The following is a 19739-nucleotide window of genomic DNA, read 5'->3' on the forward strand; positions in this document are numbered from 1 at the left end:
GACCGATGTCGTTGAGCACCCACACCGTCACCGATTACGTCGAGGACGTCTCGCCGGGCTCCGGGGCGCTGCCGCCCCGCGCCTGGTACACATCCTCCGACGCCAAGTCCCTTTCCCTGAACGGCAGCTGGCGTTTCCGGCTGTCGCCGACGGCCGACGCCGAGGACGACTCCTTCGCCGAGGAGGGATACGACGCCACCGGCTGGGCGGAGATCCCGGTCCCCGGCCACTGGGTCCTCCAGGGCCACGGCTCCCCGATCTACACCAACCACCTCTACCCATTCCCGGTCGACCCGCCACGGGTGCCGACCGAGAACCCGACCGGCGACCATCTGCGGGTCTTCGACCTGCCTCAGGACTGGCCGTCGGACGGGGGTGCCGTGCTGCGCTTCGACGGAGTGGAGTCCTGCGCCCGGGTGTGGCTGAACGGCACGGACCTCGGCGAGTTCAAGGGCTCCCGGCTGCCGCACGAGTTCGCCGTCGGCCATCTGCTGAAGACTGTCGACAATGTACTGGCGGTCCGCGTCCACCAGTGGTCGGCCGGCTCCTACCTGGAGGACCAGGACCAGTGGTGGCTGCCGGGCATCTTCCGTGACGTCACCCTGCTGCACCGCCCGGCGGGCGCCGCCCTCGACTTCTTCGTGCACGCCTCCTACGACCACCGCGCCGGCACCGGCACCCTGCGCGTCGACTCCGACGTGGACGGCCGGGTGACCGTGTCCGGGCTCGGCATCGACATCGCGACCGGCGAGAGCGTGACCGTGCCGGTCGAGCCGTGGTCGGCGGAGACGCCGAGGCTGTACGAGGGCACGCTCGCCACCCAGGGCGAGCGGGTGCCGCTGCGCATCGGTTTCCGTACCGTGGAGCTGGCGGACGGCCTGATCAAGGTCAACGGCAGGCCCGTGCTGTTCAAGGGCGTCAACCGGCACGAGTGGCATCCGGAGAAGGGCCGCGCGCTGGACCTCGCCACCATGCGCGAGGACGTGCAGCTGATGAAACGGCACAACGTCAACGCCGTCCGCACCTCCCACTACCCGCCGCACCCGGCCTTCCTCGACCTGTGCGACGAGTACGGGCTGTGGGTGATCGACGAGTGCGATCTGGAGACCCACGGCTTCACCGAGCAGGGCTGGCGGGACAACCCCGTCGACGATGACCGCTGGACCCCGGCCCTGCTGGACCGGGCGTCCCGCATGGTCGAACGGGACAAGAACCACCCGTCCGTCGTCGTCTGGTCGCTGGGCAACGAGGCCGGCACCGGCCGCGGCCTGACCGCGATGGCCGAGTGGATCCGCGGCCGGGACTCCTCCCGCCTGATCCACTACGAGGGCGACCACACCTGCCGTGACACGGACATGTACTCGCGGATGTACGCCGGCCACGCCGAGGTCGAGCGGATCGGCCAGGGCCTGGACGGCGGCAGCCTCAAGCGCCGCCGGCTGCCCTTCATCCTCTGCGAGTACGCGCACGCGATGGGCAACGGACCCGGCGGACTCGCCGACTACCAGCGGCTGTTCGAGTCGTACGACCGGCTGCAGGGCGCCTTCGTGTGGGAGTGGATCGACCACGGCATCGCCCATCCGGAGCTGGGCTACGCCTACGGCGGTGACTTCGGCGAGGAGCTGCACGACGGCAACTTCGTCTGCGACGGCCTGCTCTTCCCGGACCGGGAGCCCTCCCCCGGCCTGGTCGAGTTCAAGAAAGTGGTCGAACCGGTCGGCATCGCCGGCGACTTCGGCGACGGCACGGTCCGGGTCACCAACAAGCAGAACTTCGCCGGCCTGTCGGCGCTGGCATTCTCATGGTCGTACGAGGTCGACGGGGAGGCGGTGGAGTCAGGCACGCTATCGGTGCCGGCGCTGGCGCCCGGCGAGTCCGCCGACGTCAAGCTGCCCGCGCCACCGGCCGGGGCGCCGGCCGGCGAGGCCCTCTGGACGGTCCGGGCGGCGCTCGCGGCGGACACCGCCTGGGCGCCGAAGGGCCATGTCGTGGCCTGGGGCCAGGTCCCGGCATCCGAGCGCCGGGTGCCCGCGGTCGCGGCGACCGCCCGACCGGTGTCCGGCGACGGGGTGATCACCCTCGGCCCCGGCACCTTCGACGCCCGCACCGGCGCCCTCACGGCCGTCGGCGACGTGCCTGTCTCCGGGCTGCGCCTGGACGTGTGGCGGGCCACCACCGACAACGACGACGGTGCCCCCTGGCAGCCCGACCTGCGCTACGGGCTGCTGTGGCGGGGGCTCGGCCTGCACCGGATGCGGCACCGGCTGGACGCGGTGGAGACCGGCGAGCGCACCCTGACGGTCCGCACCCGGGTGGCTCCGGCCGCACGGGAGCTGGGGCTGTCGACCGTATACCGCTGGACCTCGGACGGAGACCGGCTGCAGTTGACCGTACGCACCGCCCCCGAGGGCGACTGGACCGTCCCTCTGCCCCGACTCGGCATCCGCTTCGGACTGTCCGCGGCCGACCGTGTGCAGTGGTACGGCGGCGGCCCAGGCGAGGCGTATCCGGACACCAGGACGGCGTCGGCGATCGGCCGTTGGCAGTCGACGGTGGACGGTATGCAGACGCCGTACGTCCGTCCCCAGGAGAACGGCGCCCGCATCGACGTCCGCTGGGCCGAGCTCGGCGGCCTGCGCATCGAGGGTGCCCCGGCGTTCTGGCTCACCGCCCGCCGCTGGACCACGGAACAGCTGGACGCCGCCGCGCACCGCACCGATCTCACCCCCGGCGACACAGTGTGGGTCAACCTGGACCACGGCCAGCACGGCATCGGCTCCCAGTCCTGCGGTCCGGCCCCGCTGCCCCAGTACCGCCTGCGGGCCGAACCGGCCGAGTTCTCCTTCGTGTTCTCCCCCGCCCCGGGCCCGGAGACCAGCTGACCGCCACGCTCCCGACACCCACCGCGGCCGGCCGGTTTCCACCCGGCCGGCCGCGCCGGCGTCGACCAGGTCCAACGCCCACGATCAAGATGCTCCGCCAGATCCCACTGGCGGAGCGGGTCGGGCCGTGCGGATCGGGGTGAGGAGGGCGGTGAGGGCGAGCAGGACGCAGGCGGTGCCCGCGGTCAGGGCGGCCGGTGTGGTGCCCCAGCGTTCGGCGGCCCAGGTGAGGAGGGCGGCGCCGACGGGGGCGGCGGAGTACTGCAGGGTCCAGTAGGCGGAGGTGACCCGGCCGAGCAGGTGCTCGGGGGTGACCTCCTGGCGCAGGGACATCGAGCAGGTGCCCGCGATGCCGACACCGGCCAGGAAGCCGGCGGCGAGGACGGCGACCGCGGGCACGGTACCGGCCCGGCCGAGGCCGGCACAGGCCAGCCCGCACAGCGCGGTTGCGCCGATCCAGGCGGTGCCGAAACCGAACCGGCCGCGGATCCTGGCGACGAGCAGGGACCCGGCGATGGTGCCGAGCGCACCGGCGGCCATGACGGTGCCGACCGTGCCGTCGTCGTGGCCGAGGTCGTGCTTGAGGTGGTAGATGACCAGGTCGTTCAGGCCCAGGGTGAGGAAGCTGAAGCCGAACAGCAGGGCTGTGAGCGAGCGCAGCAGGGGGTTGCGGTACAGGAAGGCGATTCCGGCGCGCAGGTCCTGCCGTACGGTACTGCGGCCGGGCGCCGGGGTGTCGTCGCCGGCCCGGGGGCGCAGTCGTACCCAGCGCATACAGACGGCGGAGGCGGCGAAGCTGGCCGCGTCGACGGCGACGGCGGCGGCCGGCCCGGTCCAGGCGGCGACCAGCCCCGCGCCCACCGGTCCGAGCACCCCGGCCGCCGCGGCGGTGGCGTTCAGCCGGCCGTTGGCCTCGGTGAGCCGGCCGGTGCCGACGAGGCCGCGGACGACCGTGACGTAGCCGACGGCGAAGAACATGCCGACGGCCTCGCAGACCGGCAGCACCGCGTACAGCAGCCAGATTCGCGGGCCGAAGGCCCACACGAGCGGGATCAGGCCGTACAGGACCATGCGGACGAGGTCACACGTGATGAGGAGCCGGCGTCGGTCGACGCGGTCCACCACGGTGCCCGCGAAGACGGCGGCGAGGACGGCGGCGGCCCCGCCGACCGCGGTGAGCAGCCCCATCCTCGCCACGGATCCAGTGGCCTCCAGGACCAGCAAGGGCAGCGCGATCAGGGCGAAGGAGTCGCCGAGGACGGAGAGGGTCTGGGCGGCCCAGAAGACCACGAAGTCCGGTCTGCGCCAGAGGGGTTGGGCCTCCTCGAGCTCGTCCGCGGCCCTGCGGCTGTGCCCCTTGCGTGTCTTGCGTCCCACCGCCCCCTCCCCGCGTCCGCCCACCCTACGCCGCAGCGCCTGGGCGGGCCGGTACCGGATCGGCCGTGTGCAGGGTGCGGATGGCCGGGATCGGCGACCGCAGCAGCCACAGCACGCACAGCGCTCCGCCGACGGCGGACACGGTGATCGTGCCCCGCAGTCCGACGAGGGTGGCGAGGCCGCCGCCGGCCAGCGCGCCCAGGGGCCGTACGCCGTAGTTGACGGTGGCGTGGGCGCCGGCGATCCGGCTGCGGAGGTCGTCCGAAGTCACCGCCGCGGTCAGGGAGTTGAGGTTGATGTCGAAGAGCATGACGCCGAGCGAGGACAGGAACTCGATGGCGGCCAGGGCCCCGGCACGGGCCCACAGCGGGCCGTCGGCGAGCCAGACGAGGGCGTAGGGCGCCGGGAAGAGGACGGCGCCCACGACCACGCTGCGGCCGACGCCGATCAGCCGTGAGACGGCGGGCGCGGCGACCGCGCCGAGGAGTCCGCCGACCGCCCCGATCCCGAAGACGACCCCGATCAGGCCGGGTGACAGCGTCAGTTCCCGCTCGGCGAACAGTACGAGCAGGCCGGTGCCGGTCAGGAAGGTGAAGAAGTTGACGGTGGCGGCGCAGCCGAGCGCGGCCCGCAGCACCGGGTGGCGCAGGAGGCGGGTGAGGCCCTCGCGGGCGCTGTGCAGCAGCCGGGGCGGGGCGGACCGGGTCGAGGGCAGTCCGGCGGCGGGCAACGGCCCGATGAGGAGGGCGCAGACGAGGAAGGACAGCGCGTCGGCGGCGACGGCGAGCGGTGCGCTCAGCACCTGGACCAGCCAGCCGCCGACCGCGGGGCCGGCGACGAAGGACACCGAACGGCTGGCGCTGAGTTTGCTGTTGGCGTCGATGTACGACGCCGGGGGCACGAGGTGCGCGAAATAGGACGGGTATGCGGTTCCGAACGCCACCGAGGCCAGGCCGGTCAGCACCGCCACCGCGTACAGCTGGGCCAGGGTGGGCGTGCCGAGCAGCGCGGCGGCCGGGACGGTGATCAGGAGGGCCGCGCGGACGAGGTCGGCGGCGACCATGACGGCCCGTTTCTCCTTCCGGCGGTCGACCCAGGAGCCCAGCAGGAACGCGAGGAGATTGGGCGTCCACACCAGCGCGGTCAGCCAGGACACCTGCACGGCGGAGGCGTGCAGGGTGGAGACCGCGAGCAAGGGTAACGCCAGTTCGGTGACGCGGTCGCCGAACTGGGAGACCGTCTGGCCGGCCCAGAAGCGACGGAAGGGGCGGTCCCGCCACAGGGTTCCGCTCACGTTTCCTGCTCCGGCTCCGCGCCGTCCGCCTCCGCTGTTTCCGCTGTTTCCGCTGTTTCGGGAAGCGCATACAGCAGCAGTCGTACCCCTCGGCTTCCCGCGGGCCGTTCGGCCGGGTCGCGGTTGATGTACCGGGCGAGGGCTTCCTCCAACGCATCGCGCAGGGCCGCCAGTTCGTCGGCCGACACCACGATGCGGGTGTCGGCCGTGCCGAGGGCGTGGATCCACTCCGGCTCCAGGGCGGGTGCGGTCTCGGTCAGCCAGCGCAGCGGGACTTCGGCGGCGCGCGCGAACATCTCGCCGGTGAGCGCCCGGGAGGCCGCCTGTCCGTCCTCGTCGGCCGGGTCGGTGGGGATGACGAAACGGAAGCCGCGGCCGACCGCCTCCCAACGCCGCTCGCGCCGGTCCGTCCCGCCCTCGGCGTCCCGGACCAGGCCGAAGCCCGCCAGATGACGCAGATGCCAGCTGGTGACGGACGGGGTGGCGCCGACGCGCGGGGAGAGCTGGGTCGCGGTGGCGGGGCCGTACCGCCGCAGCCGTTCGAGGATCGCGAGCCGCACCGGGTGGGCGAGGGCCCGCATGGCCTTGGGATCGGATATCTCCACATCGCCGAAGGGGTTGCCGGTCTCCATGGCGTGAGAGTGTTCTCTCAGAAGATGCGAGAGTCAACTCTCATGTAATCCATAAATGTTGAACAGTTTTCTCAACCATCCCCCGACGCCCGGCGGACCGCTTCAGCCCGGGACGGTTTCCTGGTATATCTAGTTTATAACCTAGAGAGCCTAGGTAACAGGGAGAGGCAGGATCCCATGGCCCGAGCGGGCCTCACCGTCGACCGTGTCGTCGCGGCCGCCGCCGAACTCGCCGACGAGGCGGGGTTCGAGAACGTCACCCTGTCCGCGCTGGCGCGCCGCTTCGGCGTGAAGGACGCGAGCATGTACTCGCACGTCCGGGGCCTCGCGGACCTGCGCACGCGGCTGGCGCTGTACGCGGGCGGCGAGCTGATCGACCGGATCGCGGTGGCCGTGGCGGGCCGCGCGGGCAAGGACGCGCTGGCCGCCTTCGCCGGCGCCTACCGTGCCTACGCCCTGGAGCACCCCGGCCGCTACGCGGCCACCCAGATCCGTATCGACCAGTCCCTGATCGCCGGCTCCCCGGCGATGCGCCGCACCGCCGAGATCACCTGCGGCATGCTGCGCGGCTACGGCCTTGAGGAACCCGACCTGACCGACGCCGTACGCCTGCTGCGCAGCACCTTCCACGGCTACTGCGCCCTGGAGTCCTCCGGCGGCTTCGGCGCGGACCGGGACGTACGGGCCTCCTGGGACAAGGCCGTCGACGCCCTTCACCTGGCCCTGACCCACTGGCCCCGGGAGACGAGGAACGATGACTGAACCGCTTCACTACGACGTCACGGGCAGCGGTCCCGTACTGCTGGTCCTGCCGGGCGGGGCCGGGCATCCGATGGGGCTCGGGCCGCTGACCGAGCGGCTGGCCGCGCAGTTCACCGTGGTGACGTACGACCCGCTGGGCCTCGCCCACGGCCGGCTCGGCCTGCCGGTACCCGAGCAGCGGGTGGCGGACTGGAGCGAGGGCGCGCGCCGGGTGCTGGAGACGGTGCTTCCGGAGGGCGGGTCCGGCTACGTCTTCGGGACCAGCTCCGGCGGCATCGCCGCCCTGGACCTGCTCGCCCGGCACCCCGGGCGGCTGGCGCACGTGGTCACGCACGAACCGCCGTGCGTGACGGTGCTGCCGGACGGGGAGGAGCGGCGGGCCGAGCTGATCGGACAGCTGGACGGCCCCGGACGCCCGCCCGCGGAAGGGGAAGCGGCCACACCGTACGGGGTCTTCCTGGCGCGCGTACTGCGCCCGTTCACGTCGTACCTGCCGTCCTTCACCGCTTCCCCGGGCGGTCTCACCCTCGCCGCCGGCACCGACTCGCGCGGCGGGTCGCTGTACCGGACGAGTGTGTCGCTCGCCGAGCGGCTGGACGGTGCGTTCGTCGAGTTCCCGGGCGGACACCTGGGCACGGTGGATCACCCGGTGGCGTTCGCGGACCTCCTCGCCGACACGCTGCGCTCCAGTGCGCGGACCTCGGCGTAGCCGGGGGTGGTTCCGTCCGGGGCGCGCCCGGCGGCGATGCCGACCGCCGCGTCCAGGGCCGCGCCGAGCGCCCGCCGGTAGAGCAGCGAGCCGAGGCTGATACGGCGGACGCCGAGGTCGGCGAGGTGGGACACGGTGGGGCCGGTGGGCGAGTAGAGGATGTTGAGCGGTGCGTCGAGGTGCCGGACGAGGGTGGCGATCCGCTCGGGGTCGGTGAGTCCCGGCACGAAGGCCCCGTCGGCTCCGGCCTGTTGGTAGGCGTCCAAGCGGCGCAGGGTGTCCGTCTCGTCGCCATCGCCCAGCCAGTAGGTGTCCGTACGGGCGTTGACGAACAGGCCGGGCACGGCCGCCTTCACCGCGGCGATCTTCGCGGCGTGCCGGTCCATGGGCCCCAGTCCGTCCTCAAGATTGATGCCGGCCGCTCCGACCGTCCACAACTCGCGGGCCAGCGCCGCCACTTCGTCCGGGTCGTCGGCGAACCCGTCCTCGGCGTCGACCGACAGCAGGTAGGGCTCCGAGCCCAGGGTGAGGGCGAGGCGCAGGGTGTGCTCGCGGGTCGCGCCCTGGCCGTCGGGCAGTCCCACGGCCGCAGCCACCGCGAGACTTGTCGTACCGATCGCGGGGAAGCCGTGCGCCGCGAGGGCGGCGGCCGAGGCATGGTCCCAGGCGTTGGGCAGGAGGAGCGGCTCGCCGGGGCGGTGATGAAGTCCGGCGAAGGTCACCATGGCGTCTGCGGTCATACGACCAGGCTGGGCCCGGATCACTTCGGCGCCGGCCGAACCATGCCGGCGTCGGGGTCCGGGGTGGAGCCCCCAGGCCCCGACACGGTGGTGCGCGCGGATCACCCGTGCCACCGCGGCGCCCCAGGACGGCACCCCACCTGGGCCTACGCGCCCGTCACCCCGTCCTACGCCACTCCTCTCACGGCCTTGCGAACCCGCCTGAAGCCTTGAGAACCGGTCCGTCCGCAGCCGTGAAGCCGAAGACACTTTCCGCACCGGACGCCCAGCGGACGCTCACCTCGTGCTCCTCCTCACCCACCCGCACGGACACCAGTTCCACGAGGGGCCGGGGGTCGGCCTCGCCGGTGAGCCGGGCGAGCGCCACGAACAGCGTGGCCTCGCCCGCCCCGGTCTGCCCCGTCAGCTCCTCCGACAGGCCCGACACCGGCAGGAGCTCGGCGCGCAGCCCGTCGGGGGCCGACCACGCCGTGATCCGCACCGGTGTTCCGGGCTCCGCCCCGGCCACGAGATGGGCGCGGACCTCCACCGCGCCCTCGGCGAGCACGAGGCTGGTGACGGTGATGCCGTCGCACACGGTGTGCCGGGAGGCGATCCACCCCTTGCCCGTGCCGAGCGGCTCGATCCCGGCGCGGCTCGGATCGCCGCCGACGATCACGCTGTTGTCGTACGACGCTCGGTCGGGCGTGGTCGCGGTCGAGTAGGCGAGCCGGGTGTAGTAGGGGTCGTAGCGGACGTCCTCGCTGCCGTGGTTGTGCAGCCGGACCAGTCCGTCCGAACGGGTGGACTGCAGCAGCCAGTTGGGCGCGTGGACGGGCCGCACCTCGTCGGCGCGGTCGACCGGGCCCGGTTCCTCGGTCGCCGTCCACACCTCGTGCTCCGCAGGCAGCAACAGGCCGAGAAACCCTTTACTGGCCCAGTACGGGGAGGCCGGGCCCGAGTAGTTCTGCACGAGCGACTCGTCGGGGCCGAGCCAGCCCAGGGGGAGCAGTCCGCGCTCGTCGACCGCGCCGCCGTCGAGGAAGTATCGGAGCGCACCGGATGCGAGGCGCCGCGTCTCCCCAGGGGTCAGGGGGGTCTGTCCGATCAGTGCGCCGAGCCAGAGCGGGGCGGTCGTCGCGAAGCGGTAGGTGAGGGAGCGGCCCTGGTGCAGGGGGGCGCCGTCGCCGCCGAACAGGCGGGCGTAGTCGGCGAGATGGCGTGACAGCCGTCGACCGTATACAGAAAGCAGTTCGCTGTCGTCCGCCAGCCATGCGTGCAGGACTGTATACAGGTGCATGGCCCAGCCGTTGTAGTAGTCGAACTTCCGGCCGTCGCCGTCGGTGTACCAGCCGTCTCCGAGGTACCAGCCCTCGATCCGCTCCAGACCGCGGTCGATCGCCTTGCGTGCCGCCTCCGGTCGGTGCCCGATCTCCGCCAGGAAGCCGCCGACGGTGACGGGGAACAACTCCCAGTTACACGGCCAGGGTTCGGCGGTGAGCGCGTCCGCCAGCCAGTCGGCGGTGCGCTGCCGTACGGAGTCGTCGAGCCGGTCCCACAGCAGTGGCCGGGTCAGCCGCAGGGCGAGCGCGATGGACGCGGCCTCGACGAGCGGCTGACCGCGGTCCTCGATGCGCGGCCACACCCCGCCGGGACCGGCGGCGAGGCCGTCGGCGTAGCGGCCGAGCGCGGTCTCCTCGCGGCGGAAGCCGGCCAGCAGCAGCGTACGGGCGTATCCCTCCAGGCCATCGGAGAGGTGGCCGGAATGGCTCACGTGGTCGCCGGGGAGGCGGTAGAGGGCACGGTCGGGGGTCACGTAGGGCTCGACGGCGGCCAGCAGGGCGTCGGCGGCGGCCTCCCAGTGGGCGCGGGTGTAGCCGGTGCACGGGCTCGACAGGCGGTCGTCGGCGGGCAGTTCGATCACGGCGGTGGCTCTTCCTGGCGGGGCCTGGGGCGCCCCGGTTCCGGTCGGGGCACCCCAGGGGCTCATCCCACCCGCACGGCGCCCTCGGGCACCAGATGCAGGGCGAGAAGCGCGTCGCGGACCAGGCCGGCGTAGACGGTGGCGCCGCTCTCGGAGGTGTGCGTGGTGTCGCGCTTCTCGTTGTAGAGGTAGATCGCCTTGGAGCCCTCCGGGCCGAGCGACTCCACCAGCGCCTTGGTCTTCGCCGTGAGGTCGATCAGCGGGACGTGTCCGGCGGCGGCGACGGACCGGACGACGGCCGGGAGGTCGACGCCGAGACCGTTCACCAGCAGGGCGGTGTTGTTGTCCAGGGTGCCGTCGGCATTGAACCAGCGGCGGACGACGGGCGTGACGAGCACCGGCTCGCCGCCCTTGTCCCGGATGCCCGCGACCAGGGTCTCCAGGTTGGCCCGGTAGGTGGCCTCGTCGGTGATCTTGTCGTTGTGGGCGAGCTGGACCAGCACGAGGTCGCCGGGGCGGACGAGCGGCCGGACGGTGGCCCTGAACTGGGGATTGGCCAGGTAGGTGACCGTACTCTCGCCGGAGTCGGCGTAGTTGGCGACGGACAGGCCCCTGGGCAGGTACCGGGGCAACTGCCGGCCCCGGCCGGAGTAGGGGTCGGCGGGCTGGTCGCAGACGGTGGAGTCGCCGATCAGGATGATCCGGCGGGCATGCCGGGACGGGGTGACCCGGATGCCGGCGAGGGCGGGGTCGGAGCCGCCGATCGTCAGGTCCAGGCCGGCAGTTCCGTCGGGGCCGGTCGGTTCGCCCTCGGGGGTGCGGACGTTCACGGTGAAGCTGCGGGTGGGGTGTTCGCCGGCCGGCACGGCGGTCTCCGGGAGCAGGGAGCGCCGGGTCTCCCCCGTGACGCCGGTGCTGGACGCCGTCTCGCCGCCGAGCCGGACTGTCACGTCGTACGTGCCCGGGGGGACGTCGAAGTGGCAGGCGGCCGCGGTGCGGTTCTCGATGCCGAGGGGACGGACGCCGTGGGCCAGGGCCGGGGTCGCGGTCAGCGTGGCACCCAGGGCGACCGGCGGCAGCGCGGCGGTTCCGACACGTCTCATGCGCGGCTCCTCCATCGATCCCATCGGCCGACCCGAGACCGTACCGGTTCGGGCAAGCGCTTTCTAGACCTAGACCCAAAATTCACTGGATTACTGAGTTCTCAACGACGCAAGGCCTTTCGCGAAGTGCATTCGACGGTCACTCTGCCAACGCCCGTAAACTTTCGGGGGCTCCGCGGCTTTGCCGCGCCTCGGAGCAGGGTTCCCGTGTTTCCGGGCGGGTTTCCGTTGATTCGGGGTTTTCACGGTTTTCGGTACATCGGGAAGCGGTGTGGCCATTCCGCTCGGGCCAGACGGACGTCCCCGTCGCGAGATACCGCTTTCCGCAGGTCGGGGCACAGGGCGGCGGGACGCTCACCACCCGGACACCGCGGTCCGTCGGCGTTCGGCTTCGACTAGCGTCGTGACATGACCAGCGACACCTCCCTCAGCCTCGCCGACGCCCTCGCCGCCGGGACGGTCGTGCTCGACGGCGGCATGTCCAACCAGCTGGAGTCGGCCGGGTACGACCTCAGCGACGAGCTGTGGTCGGCCCGGCTGCTCGCCGAGCGGCCGGAAGCGGTGACGCAGGCGCATCTCGCCTACTTCCGGGCGGGCGCGGACGTGGCCATCACCGCCGGCTACCAGGCCACCTTCGAGGGCTTCGCACGGCGCGGGATCGGCCATGACGACGCCGCCCGGCTGCTCACGCTGAGCGTGGACCTCGCGCGCGAGGCCGCCCGGCAGGCCGAGGACGAGGGCATCGACCGGCCGCTGTGGGTGGCGGCGTCGGTCGGGCCGTACGGCGCGATGCTCGCGGACGGCTCCGAGTACCGGGGCCGGTACGGGCTGAGCGTGGACGAGCTGGAGCGCTTTCACCGGCCGCGCATCGAGGTGCTGGCCGCCGCCGCGCCGGACGTCCTCGCGCTGGAGACGGTGCCGGACGCCGACGAGGGCGCCGCGCTGCTCAGGGTGGTGCGCGGGCTGGGGGTGCCGGCGTGGCTGTCGTATACGGTCGCCGGTCGGCGCACGCGGGCCGGGCAGCCGCTGGAGGAGGCCTTCACCCTGGCCGCCGACGTGGACGAGGTGATCGCGGTGGGCGTGAACTGCTGTGCGCCGGAGGACGTGTTGCCCGCGGTGGAGATCGCGGCGCGGGTCAGCGGCAAGCCGGTCGTGGTCTATCCGAACAGCGGCGAGGCCTGGGACGCCGAGGCGCGTGCCTGGACGGGGCGGACGAGGTTCACCGCCGGGCAGGTGAAGACCTGGCAGGACGCGGGTGCGCGGCTCGTCGGGGGGTGCTGTCGGGTGGGGCCGGAGGCGATCGCGTCGATCAGGCAGGCGTTGGGCACGGTCTGAGCGGCGCCCCGTCGTCGCCGAGGCCACCCGCAGGACGGCCGGACCGCCTCCGGTCGGGGCGGACCGGCGACGGCATGCCGACGACCATCCATCGTCGACTGACGACAGTCACCGGCGCCGCGCCCCCACCGACCGCCGCAAGCGCCGTACCGCCGCCGTCAGCTCCGCTCCCGGTGCACGGATGTCCGAGGCGGGGCCGGCTTCCCGGACGGTGGGTGCGGTCGACCAGAGGCCGATTTCCGCGTCCTGCGGACCGTATGCGGTATGCGGTGCGCCGTCGCCGAAGATCCGCACCGGATGCGACGCGTCCCAGGCCTGCCAGCCCGGATCCCCTGTCGTCGCGAAGCGTACCCAGGCCGCGTGCATCGCCTCGGCCAGTTCCTGCGGGGCGCCCTCACCCGCCAGTTTCTTCGCCTCGGGCAGATCACCGGAGTCGAAGACGAAACCGAGTTCCAGGGCGTGGCAGGCGCCGAGGCCGGGGAGGCGGGACGGCCAGGCGAACTCGTAGAGGTGGGAGGTGCCGGGGCGGGCGTCGGCGAGGCGGTGCAGCGGGAGGCGCAGCAGGTGGTCGGTGACCATCTGGCCGACGATCTCGGCGGTGCCGGCGTCGGGGTGCAGGGCGCGGTAGCCGCGGGGCACCTCGTGCCCGGCGCGGCAGCGGGCCATGGCTCCGGCGAGGGCGACGGGACCGAGCCGGTCGACGTGCTCCACCAGCCCGCCGGGCACGAGCCAGAGCCGGTACTCGTCCCGGGTCCAGCCCATCAGCAGCTCGACGCCCTGGGCGGCGTCGCCGTCGATCAGGGCCTGGAGGGGGTCGCGGCGCACGAGGTCGCCGTCCACGACGATGCCGAACGCGGGTCCGCCCAGGACCGGGCTGCTGAGCCGGCCGACCTCGGCCTGGGTGCGCAGCAGCAGGTCGCGGTCGACGGCGGCGAAGGCTTCGGCGGTGGCGGGGATCTTCAGCCGGGTGGCCATGCGGCGCACCATCCGCCGTACCTTGTCCCGTTCGGACGCCTCCGGGGCGCCGCTCTGCAGCACCGCGCGCCGGATCAGGCCCTGGGACGCGGGTGCGGCGAGCAGGGCGCCGACGCTGATGGCGCCGGCCGACTGGCCGCACAGGGTGACCTGGTCCGGGTCGCCGCCGAAGGCGCCGATCGCGTCGTGCACCCAGCGCAGGGCGGCGAGCTGGTCGCGCAGGCCGGGATTGGGCGGTGCGTCGGGGAACAGGCCGTAGCCCTCGACGCCCAGCCGGTAGTTGACGGAGACACAGACGACGCCGTCCCGGGCGAAGGTGGCGCCGTTGTAGACGGGCACGGCGGAGGATCCCCTGGTCAGGGCGCCGCCGTGAAGCCAGACGAGGACCGGGAGGCGGGCGCCGGGGTCCGGTTGCGGCGTCCACACGTTGAGGTTGAGGCAGTCGTCGCCGGCAATCTCCGGGTCGGACAGGTACTGCCCGAACGCCTCGGAGTACGGCGGTTTCGGCGCGGTGGGGCCGAAGGCACCGGCGTCGCGCACCCCGTCCCAGGGCTCGGGCGGCACGGGCGGGCGGAACCGCCGGGGGCCGAAGGGCGGGGCGGCGTACGGGATGCCGCGGAAGACCGCGACGCCCTGCTCGTACCGGCCCCGTACGGCCCCGTACGGCGTTCTGACCACGGGGTTCGCCTGGTCTGCCGTCATCGCTCACCAGCCCTTCGCCGCGCGCTCGTGCACCGTGCACCATCAGAGCACCACAAGAGCGCCCCGTATTCCGGCTGCACGGGCGCGCGGGAGGGCCGTTCGGGCTACCCCGGGACGGTGGGTGCCGGGGCGGTCACTTTCAGGACGACGGTTACTTGGCGTACATCAGGGTGCCGAAGCCGAGCTGGTCGTAGCCGCCGATGGTGGAGCCGTAGTCACCACCGCCGCCCTCGGGGGCGACGAGGTCGTCGTACATGGCGGAGATGTACTTGTCGTCGAGGTACAGACGGCGGTTGTAGTGGAAGTGGAGCATCGCCCACACCGGGCGGATCTGCCCGCGCGAGCCGGAGCCGATCGCCGTCTGCGACTGCTGGGCGCAGTTCTGGCCGCTACCTCAGGTGTAGGTCGTGTAGGGGACGTCCTGGCCGGTGTTGTACTTCGCGACGTACTGGGCGGCCTTCATGAAACGACGATCGTCGTACGAGTACAGGTCGTCTCCCTGGTTCCAGGCCATCTCGCACGGGCGCCCATCTGGCCCATGCCCATGATGGTGTGCCCCTGGTCGCGGCCGGACTCCTGCCACTGGCCGAGGGCGTAGCCGTCCGCGTCGGTGTACAGCTACGGCACCGCGTGCGCGATGGAACCGTTTCCGGCACCGGACTTGAAGTAGGTGACGGCCTGGTCGTACTTGGCGGCGGCGTCGGTGAGGATCCCGATGGCCATGGTCGAGGCCAAGGTGCACAGGTCCCAGTTCGCCCAGTAGTTGGTGATGCAGGCGTCGTTGTGGTTGGTCAGGAGGCTGTTGTTGAGCGGGTAGAGAACGCTCACCATCATCTCCTGGAAGGCGGCGAGGTCGAACCCGTCGTAGTCCCGCATGAGTTCGGCCGCGTCGGCGAACTCCCAGCCGTAGATGCCGGTGGCGAGGAAGCGGTCGGCGTTCCCGGTGACCGTGGTGAGGGTGGACGACCAGGCGACCGCCAGACCTGACTACGGAACGGCGCTCGAATCGTTCCGCGTGCGATCCTGTCCCGTCCCGCCGACGGCTTGGTAACCGATTTCCACTGACAGGCCGCCAACGTGAGCACGTCTCCATGCCGGCCTCCCCCGCAGTGCGCATACCCACCAACACCCGCCCAGCCGACAGCCGATTGACCGCCCTTTCCCGGCAGACATACGATAGAAGGCGCTTTCTGAAACTGTTTCCATCCCGCACCACACTCCCTCCCCCATCCCTCCCAGGAGAGCCATGCCCCGCCCTCAACCGCCGCGGGCCGTGTTCGCTATGGATCCGGTACACCTGCCGCAGCTGTTCCCCCCGCCGCTCATGGCCCGGCTGAGGCGGACGTCCGACATCGACGGCGAGCTCGTCGTACGGGACTTCGCCGATCCGGCGGCGGCCGAAGCCCTGGCCCAGGCCGAAGTACTGATCACCGGCTGGGGCTGCCCGCATCTGGATGCCGGAGTCCTGGCCACGGTCCCGAAGCTGCGTGCCGTCCTGCACGCCGCGGGCTCGGTCCGTTCCCTGGTCGGCGAGGCACTGTGGAAACACGGCATCACCGTGTCCAGCGCGGTCACCGGCAACGCCCTGCCGGTGGCCGAGTACACGCTCGCGATGATCCTGCTCGCCGGGAAGGACGCCTTCGCCCACCGCGAGCGCTACCGCCGCACCCACGCCGGCCCGCCCCTCGCCGAGACCGCGGGCACCGGCAACCTGGGCCGCCGCGTCGGGGTCGTCGGTGCCTCCCGCGTGGGCCGCCGGCTCATGGAGCTGCTGCGGCCGTTCGACCTCACGGTCCTGCTGCACGACCCCTACGTGAGCCCGGCCGAGGCCGCCGCCCTCGGGGCTGAACTGCTGTCACTGGAGGACCTGTTGCGGCGCAGCGACATCGTCAGCCTGCACGCTCCCGACATCCCCGAGACCCACCACATGCTCGACCGGGCCCGGCTCGCCCTCATCCGGGACGGCGGTGTGCTGATCAACACCGCGCGCGGTGCACTGGTCGACCACGAAGCGCTCACCGAGGAGCTGGTCTCGGGACGGCTGCGCGCGGTCCTCGACGTCACCGAGCCCGAGCCGCTGCCCACCGATTCCCCGCTGTACCGGCTGACCAACGTCTTCCTCACCCCGCACATCGCGGGATCATTGGGCAACGAACTGGAGCGGCTGGGCACGATCGTCGTGGAGGAGGTGGAGCGGCTGGCGGCAGGCCTGCCGCCCCTGCACGAGGTGCTGCACGCGGATCTGGCCCGGGTCGCCTGATGCCCGCGAGCGTGATGTGCGGAGCCGGTTCGGGCGCGGACGGTGACGGCACCCGGCGCGGCATCGTTCCCCGGGCATGAACCTCACCACGCGCACCGCAGCGGCCCTCGCCGTGGCCGCAGTCGCCCTGGTCACCGCCTACGGCACGGCCCACGCCGCCTGCCACACGCTCGCTCCGGGCCCGCACCGGGCCACCGTGACCGCACCCGGCGACGAGCACGACCCGAAGGATGACGTGGAACTCGACGAGAACGGCCGCCCCGACCTCGGCGAGGACTGAGGCACGAAGCACGGTAGGGCACTGGGGCACGAAGCACGGCGAGGACCGAGGCACGGAGCACGGCGGCGGCCGGGCACCTCGTGCGGGAGGTCCCCGGCCGCCGCCGTATGCGGGGGCGCGCCGGTGAGCGCGGTCAGTCCGCGACCCCGTGTCGGTGCGCGGCGCCCACGAGGGCCTCGACCACGTCCACGGCGCTGCCGTCGTGGTCGCTGCCGGCCGTGCCGCTGCCCGTCTGCACATTCGCCGCGCGGTCGACCTCCAGCCAGGAGTCGGCGTGGGAGTTGTCGACCACGGTGATCAGACTGCCGGACGCAACCGCCGGTGCCGCACCGGCCCCCAGCACGGCGACGGCGACCGCCGCCGCCCTCCCGAGCCGGGGTACGGCGCCGGTCACACGCCCACGCCCTCGGGGGTGAGCCGCTCGGGGGCGATGTTGCGCTCCAGCAGGCTGGTGGAGGCCTTCACGCCGATCCCGCTCGCGGGATCAACCTCGGGCAGCCGGCCGTCGGCCGCCTTCAGGCCGGCGAGCGCGGAGTCCATCGCCTCGTGTGCCGCGAACAGGCACGGGGTGCTGTAGATCGCGACGTCGACGCCGAGGTCGGACAGCTCACCGAGGGACAGGCGGGGCGACTTGCCGCCGGCGATCTGGTTGAACAGCAGCGGTTTGTCTCCGACGACCTCGCGGATGCGTTTGATCCACTCGACGCTGCGCACCCCGTCGACCAGCACCACATCGGCGTCGGTCGCGCCCAGCCGCTCGGCGCGGTGCAGGATGTCGTGCTCGTCGGTGGCGTCCGTACGGGCGACGACGACCAGGTCCTTGCGGGTCTCCAGGACCTTGTGCAGCTTCTCCAGGTACTCCTCCAGCGGCAGCACCTGCTTGCCGTCGGCGTGGCCGCAGCGGCGGGGCCGCTTCTGGTCCTCCAGGATCACTCCGGACGCACCGATGCGCTCCAGCCCCTCGACGACGTGGCAGGCGACCTCGGGGGCGACATACCCGTCGTCGATGTCGACCAGCAGGTGATGGTGCGGGAACGCGCCCCGCAGCCGCTGAACGAAGGCCACCATGTCGGGCCAGGCGATGAAACCGATGTCCGGCAGCCCGTAGTACGAGGCCGCGAAGCCGAAGCCCGAAACGAACATCCCGTCGTAGTGCTTGGCCGCGATCGACGCCGAGTACATGTCGTACACGCCGATCAGCGGTGTGGTCCCGGGCCCGGCGATGCGCTCGCGCAGCTTCTTACCGTAAGTCAAGGTCCGGCTCCTCCTGTGGGTGGGTGACGCGAGGCCGGATGGCCGACGCGTCTCGACGCCCTTTACCAAGACAAGAGCATGTCTAGATACCCACGTGACTCTCTATGTGCGCGAGCTTTGCTCACCCCAATGGTGGAACCGGTTCACCACAGAAACGTCACGATGGAAGCCGTCCCGCCCAGCGGAGCCCGCCGTCCAGGTGGGCCAGAAAGGTCGGATCGCGGTAGGCCTCGGCGGCGTGACCGAGTGCCGTGTAGAAAACGCGACCACCGCCCGCCCCGTCCTCACGGCACCAGGCCAGCGGATGGTCCGCGCCCATCCCGCCACCCTCGTACGACGTCTCGTCGGCGCTCAGCAGCACCCGCGCCCGGCCCCGGGGGCTGGCGTCGAAGTCGTACCACTCGTCGGTGAAGTCCCAGACGGCCGGCAGCCGTCGGGTCGCGGGGTGACCGGGATCCTCGACCACGGCCCGGCCCGGCTGGAAGGCGGGGTGCCGTACGAAGCGGGCGCCCAGGAGTTCCCCGTAGTACGGCCAGCCGTACTCGGTACAGGCCGCCGCGTGCACCCCGGCGAAACCGCCGCCCGAGTCCACATACCGCACGAGCCGCTCCCGCCCGGCCGGGGTCAGCACCTCGCCGCTGGTGGAGAGGAAGGCGACGACCGCGTACCCGTCCAGCGGCTTCTCGAGGTCCGCGGGATCCTCGGTGTGCTCGACGGCGAATTCCCCGAGCGCGCGCACGGCGGCGACGGCGTCGGGTATGGAGTCGTGGCGGTAGTCCGTGGTGCGGGTGTAGAGCAGCAGTCGCGCGGCCATACGACGACCCTAGGCCGCGGCGCCCCGCGTCCGCTTCAACCCCCTTGAAGCGCAGGCCCGCTGACCGTAGCCTCGCCGGGCATGAGCGCCGTACCCCCGTTCCTGGACCATCTCGTCCTCGCCACGCCCGACCTGGCGGCGACCGTCGCCGAGTTCGCGCGGCGGACCGGGGTGACGCCCGTGCCCGGTGGGGTGCATCTCGGCCTCGGCACGCGCAACCATCTGGTGGGGCTGGGCGGTCGGAGCTATCTGGAGATCCTCGGCCCCGACCCCGAGCAGCCCGAACCCGCCGCGCCGCGGCCGTTCGGGGTCGACCGGCTGACCGGGCCGCGCACGCTGACCTGGGCGATCAGCCCGCCCGACCTGGACGCGGCGATCGCGGCGGCCCGCGAGCGGGGCTACGATCCCGGGCCCGTGCACCCGATGAGCCGCCGCACTCCGGACGGCACCGTACTGCGGTGGCGACTGACCGACAGCGGCCATGCGCATCCCTCCGGCCTGGTGCCGTTCCTGATCGACTGGGGCGAGTCCCGCCACCCTGCGGCCTCGGGACTCCCGGTCACCCCGCTACTGGAGGTGTCCGGGGCGGTGCCGGACCCGGAGGGACTGCGCGGCCCGCTCGCGGCCCTGAACACCGGCCTGACACTCACCACGGGACCGGCCACGCTGTCCTTCACCGTGGACACACCCAACGGGCCCGTGACCTTCGGCTGAGGC

General features: G+C 72.5%; 17 protein-coding genes and 1 pseudogene. 7 read left to right on the forward strand and 11 right to left on the reverse strand.

All coding sequences use genetic code 11. The annotated features are described in order from the left end of the window. Nucleotides 1-5: 5 nt before the first annotated feature. Nucleotides 6-2882 carry a glycoside hydrolase family 2 TIM barrel-domain containing protein gene (locus tag AB0M27_RS10140; RefSeq protein WP_365719899.1) on the forward strand — a complete coding sequence of 959 codons (2877 nt, stop codon included), beginning with the start codon at nucleotides 6-8 and terminating at the stop codon, nucleotides 2880-2882. Between the two features lie 84 nt (nucleotides 2883-2966). Here the strand turns inward: AB0M27_RS10140 and AB0M27_RS10145 are convergent, their stop codons facing one another. From AB0M27_RS10145 to AB0M27_RS10155, 3 genes are read right to left on the reverse strand one after another with little or no spacing between them, the layout of a single operon-like run. Further along, nucleotides 2967-4259, reverse strand: coding sequence for an MFS transporter (locus AB0M27_RS10145; RefSeq protein ID WP_365719901.1), 1293 nt, complete (start codon nucleotides 4257-4259; stop codon nucleotides 2967-2969). Between the two features lie 25 nt (nucleotides 4260-4284). Then, nucleotides 4285-5553, reverse strand: a complete 1269-nt coding sequence (locus AB0M27_RS10150) for an MFS transporter (protein ID WP_365719903.1) — start codon at nucleotides 5551-5553, stop codon at nucleotides 4285-4287. Beyond that, nucleotides 5550-6185, reverse strand: coding sequence for a helix-turn-helix domain-containing protein (locus AB0M27_RS10155; protein WP_365719905.1), 636 nt, complete (start codon nucleotides 6183-6185; stop codon nucleotides 5550-5552). Before AB0M27_RS10155 ends, AB0M27_RS10150 begins: the two co-directional genes overlap by 4 nt. 177 nt (nucleotides 6186-6362) lie before the next feature. Between AB0M27_RS10155 and AB0M27_RS10160 the strand changes: the two genes are divergently transcribed. Both AB0M27_RS10160 and AB0M27_RS10165 read left to right on the forward strand, forming a co-directional pair. Continuing rightward, nucleotides 6363-6947: a TetR-like C-terminal domain-containing protein gene (locus AB0M27_RS10160; RefSeq protein WP_365719907.1), complete on the forward strand. Its 585-nt coding sequence runs from the start codon at nucleotides 6363-6365 to the stop codon at nucleotides 6945-6947. Then, entirely contained in the window at nucleotides 6940-7656 is a 717-nt protein-coding gene (locus AB0M27_RS10165; RefSeq protein WP_365719909.1) for an alpha/beta hydrolase, read from the forward strand. The genes AB0M27_RS10160 and AB0M27_RS10165 overlap by 8 nt, the downstream gene beginning before the upstream one ends. Here the strand turns inward: AB0M27_RS10165 and AB0M27_RS10170 are convergent. The 3 genes from AB0M27_RS10170 to AB0M27_RS10180 form a co-directional block, all read right to left on the reverse strand. Then, complete coding sequence (locus AB0M27_RS10170; protein ID WP_365719911.1) at nucleotides 7590-8396, reverse strand: isocitrate lyase/phosphoenolpyruvate mutase family protein; 807 nt, start codon at nucleotides 8394-8396, stop codon at nucleotides 7590-7592. The two genes, AB0M27_RS10165 and AB0M27_RS10170, sit on opposite strands and share 67 nt — an antisense overlap. A 181-nt stretch (nucleotides 8397-8577) precedes the next feature. Beyond that, entirely contained in the window at nucleotides 8578-10296 is a 1719-nt protein-coding gene (locus AB0M27_RS10175) for a DUF2264 domain-containing protein (RefSeq protein WP_365720163.1), read from the reverse strand. Between the two features lie 65 nt (nucleotides 10297-10361). After that, complete coding sequence (locus AB0M27_RS10180) at nucleotides 10362-11402, reverse strand: rhamnogalacturonan acetylesterase (RefSeq protein WP_365719913.1); 1041 nt, start codon at nucleotides 11400-11402, stop codon at nucleotides 10362-10364. Nucleotides 11403-11810: 408 nt separating this feature from the next. Between AB0M27_RS10180 and mmuM the strand changes: the two genes are divergently transcribed. Next, complete coding sequence (gene mmuM / locus AB0M27_RS10185; protein ID WP_365719915.1) at nucleotides 11811-12737, forward strand: homocysteine S-methyltransferase; 927 nt, start codon at nucleotides 11811-11813, stop codon at nucleotides 12735-12737. 108 nt (nucleotides 12738-12845) lie between these two features. Here the strand turns inward: mmuM and AB0M27_RS10190 are convergent, their stop codons facing one another. Next, a complete protein-coding gene (locus tag AB0M27_RS10190; RefSeq protein WP_365719917.1) occupies nucleotides 12846-14414 on the reverse strand; it encodes a carboxylesterase family protein in 1569 nt (522 codons plus the stop codon). Nucleotides 14415-14565: 151 nt separating this feature from the next. Then, nucleotides 14566-15386 (reverse strand): annotated as a pseudogene (locus tag AB0M27_RS10195) (alginate lyase family protein); the annotation flags it as partial. Between the two features lie 274 nt (nucleotides 15387-15660). Here AB0M27_RS10195 and AB0M27_RS10200 point away from each other — a divergent pair. Then, the gene (locus tag AB0M27_RS10200) at nucleotides 15661-16674 is read left to right on the forward strand and encodes a hydroxyacid dehydrogenase (RefSeq protein WP_365719919.1); all 1014 of its coding nucleotides are present in this window, start codon (nucleotides 15661-15663) and stop codon (nucleotides 16672-16674) included. A 76-nt stretch (nucleotides 16675-16750) separates the two neighbouring features. Then, on the forward strand, nucleotides 16751-16954 hold the full coding sequence (locus AB0M27_RS10205; RefSeq protein WP_365719921.1) for a hypothetical protein: 204 nt from the start codon (nucleotides 16751-16753) through the stop codon (nucleotides 16952-16954). A 133-nt stretch (nucleotides 16955-17087) separates the two neighbouring features. Here AB0M27_RS10205 and AB0M27_RS10210 read toward each other — a convergent pair whose 3' ends face one another. The 3 genes from AB0M27_RS10210 to AB0M27_RS10220 all read right to left on the reverse strand — a co-directional run bounded on the left by AB0M27_RS10210 (nucleotide 17088) and on the right by AB0M27_RS10220 (nucleotide 19022). Further along, nucleotides 17088-17348 (reverse strand): hypothetical protein, encoded by a 261-nt coding sequence (locus tag AB0M27_RS10210; RefSeq protein ID WP_365719923.1) that lies wholly within the window; start codon nucleotides 17346-17348, stop codon nucleotides 17088-17090. Next, nucleotides 17345-18208, reverse strand: coding sequence for an isocitrate lyase/PEP mutase family protein (locus tag AB0M27_RS10215; RefSeq protein ID WP_365719925.1), 864 nt, complete (start codon nucleotides 18206-18208; stop codon nucleotides 17345-17347). The genes AB0M27_RS10210 and AB0M27_RS10215 overlap by 4 nt, the downstream gene beginning before the upstream one ends. Nucleotides 18209-18365: 157 nt before the next feature. After that, nucleotides 18366-19022: a ThuA domain-containing protein gene (locus AB0M27_RS10220; protein WP_365719927.1), complete on the reverse strand. Its 657-nt coding sequence runs from the start codon at nucleotides 19020-19022 to the stop codon at nucleotides 18366-18368. Between the two features lie 81 nt (nucleotides 19023-19103). Here AB0M27_RS10220 and AB0M27_RS10225 point away from each other — a divergent pair, with 81 nt between their 5' ends. After that, nucleotides 19104-19736: a VOC family protein gene (locus AB0M27_RS10225; RefSeq protein WP_365719929.1), complete on the forward strand. Its 633-nt coding sequence runs from the start codon at nucleotides 19104-19106 to the stop codon at nucleotides 19734-19736. Nucleotides 19737-19739 lie beyond the last annotated feature (3 nt).

This window comes from Streptomyces sp. NPDC052107 (genome assembly GCF_040680215.1).
Lineage (GTDB): Bacteria > Actinomycetota > Actinomycetes > Streptomycetales > Streptomycetaceae > Streptomyces.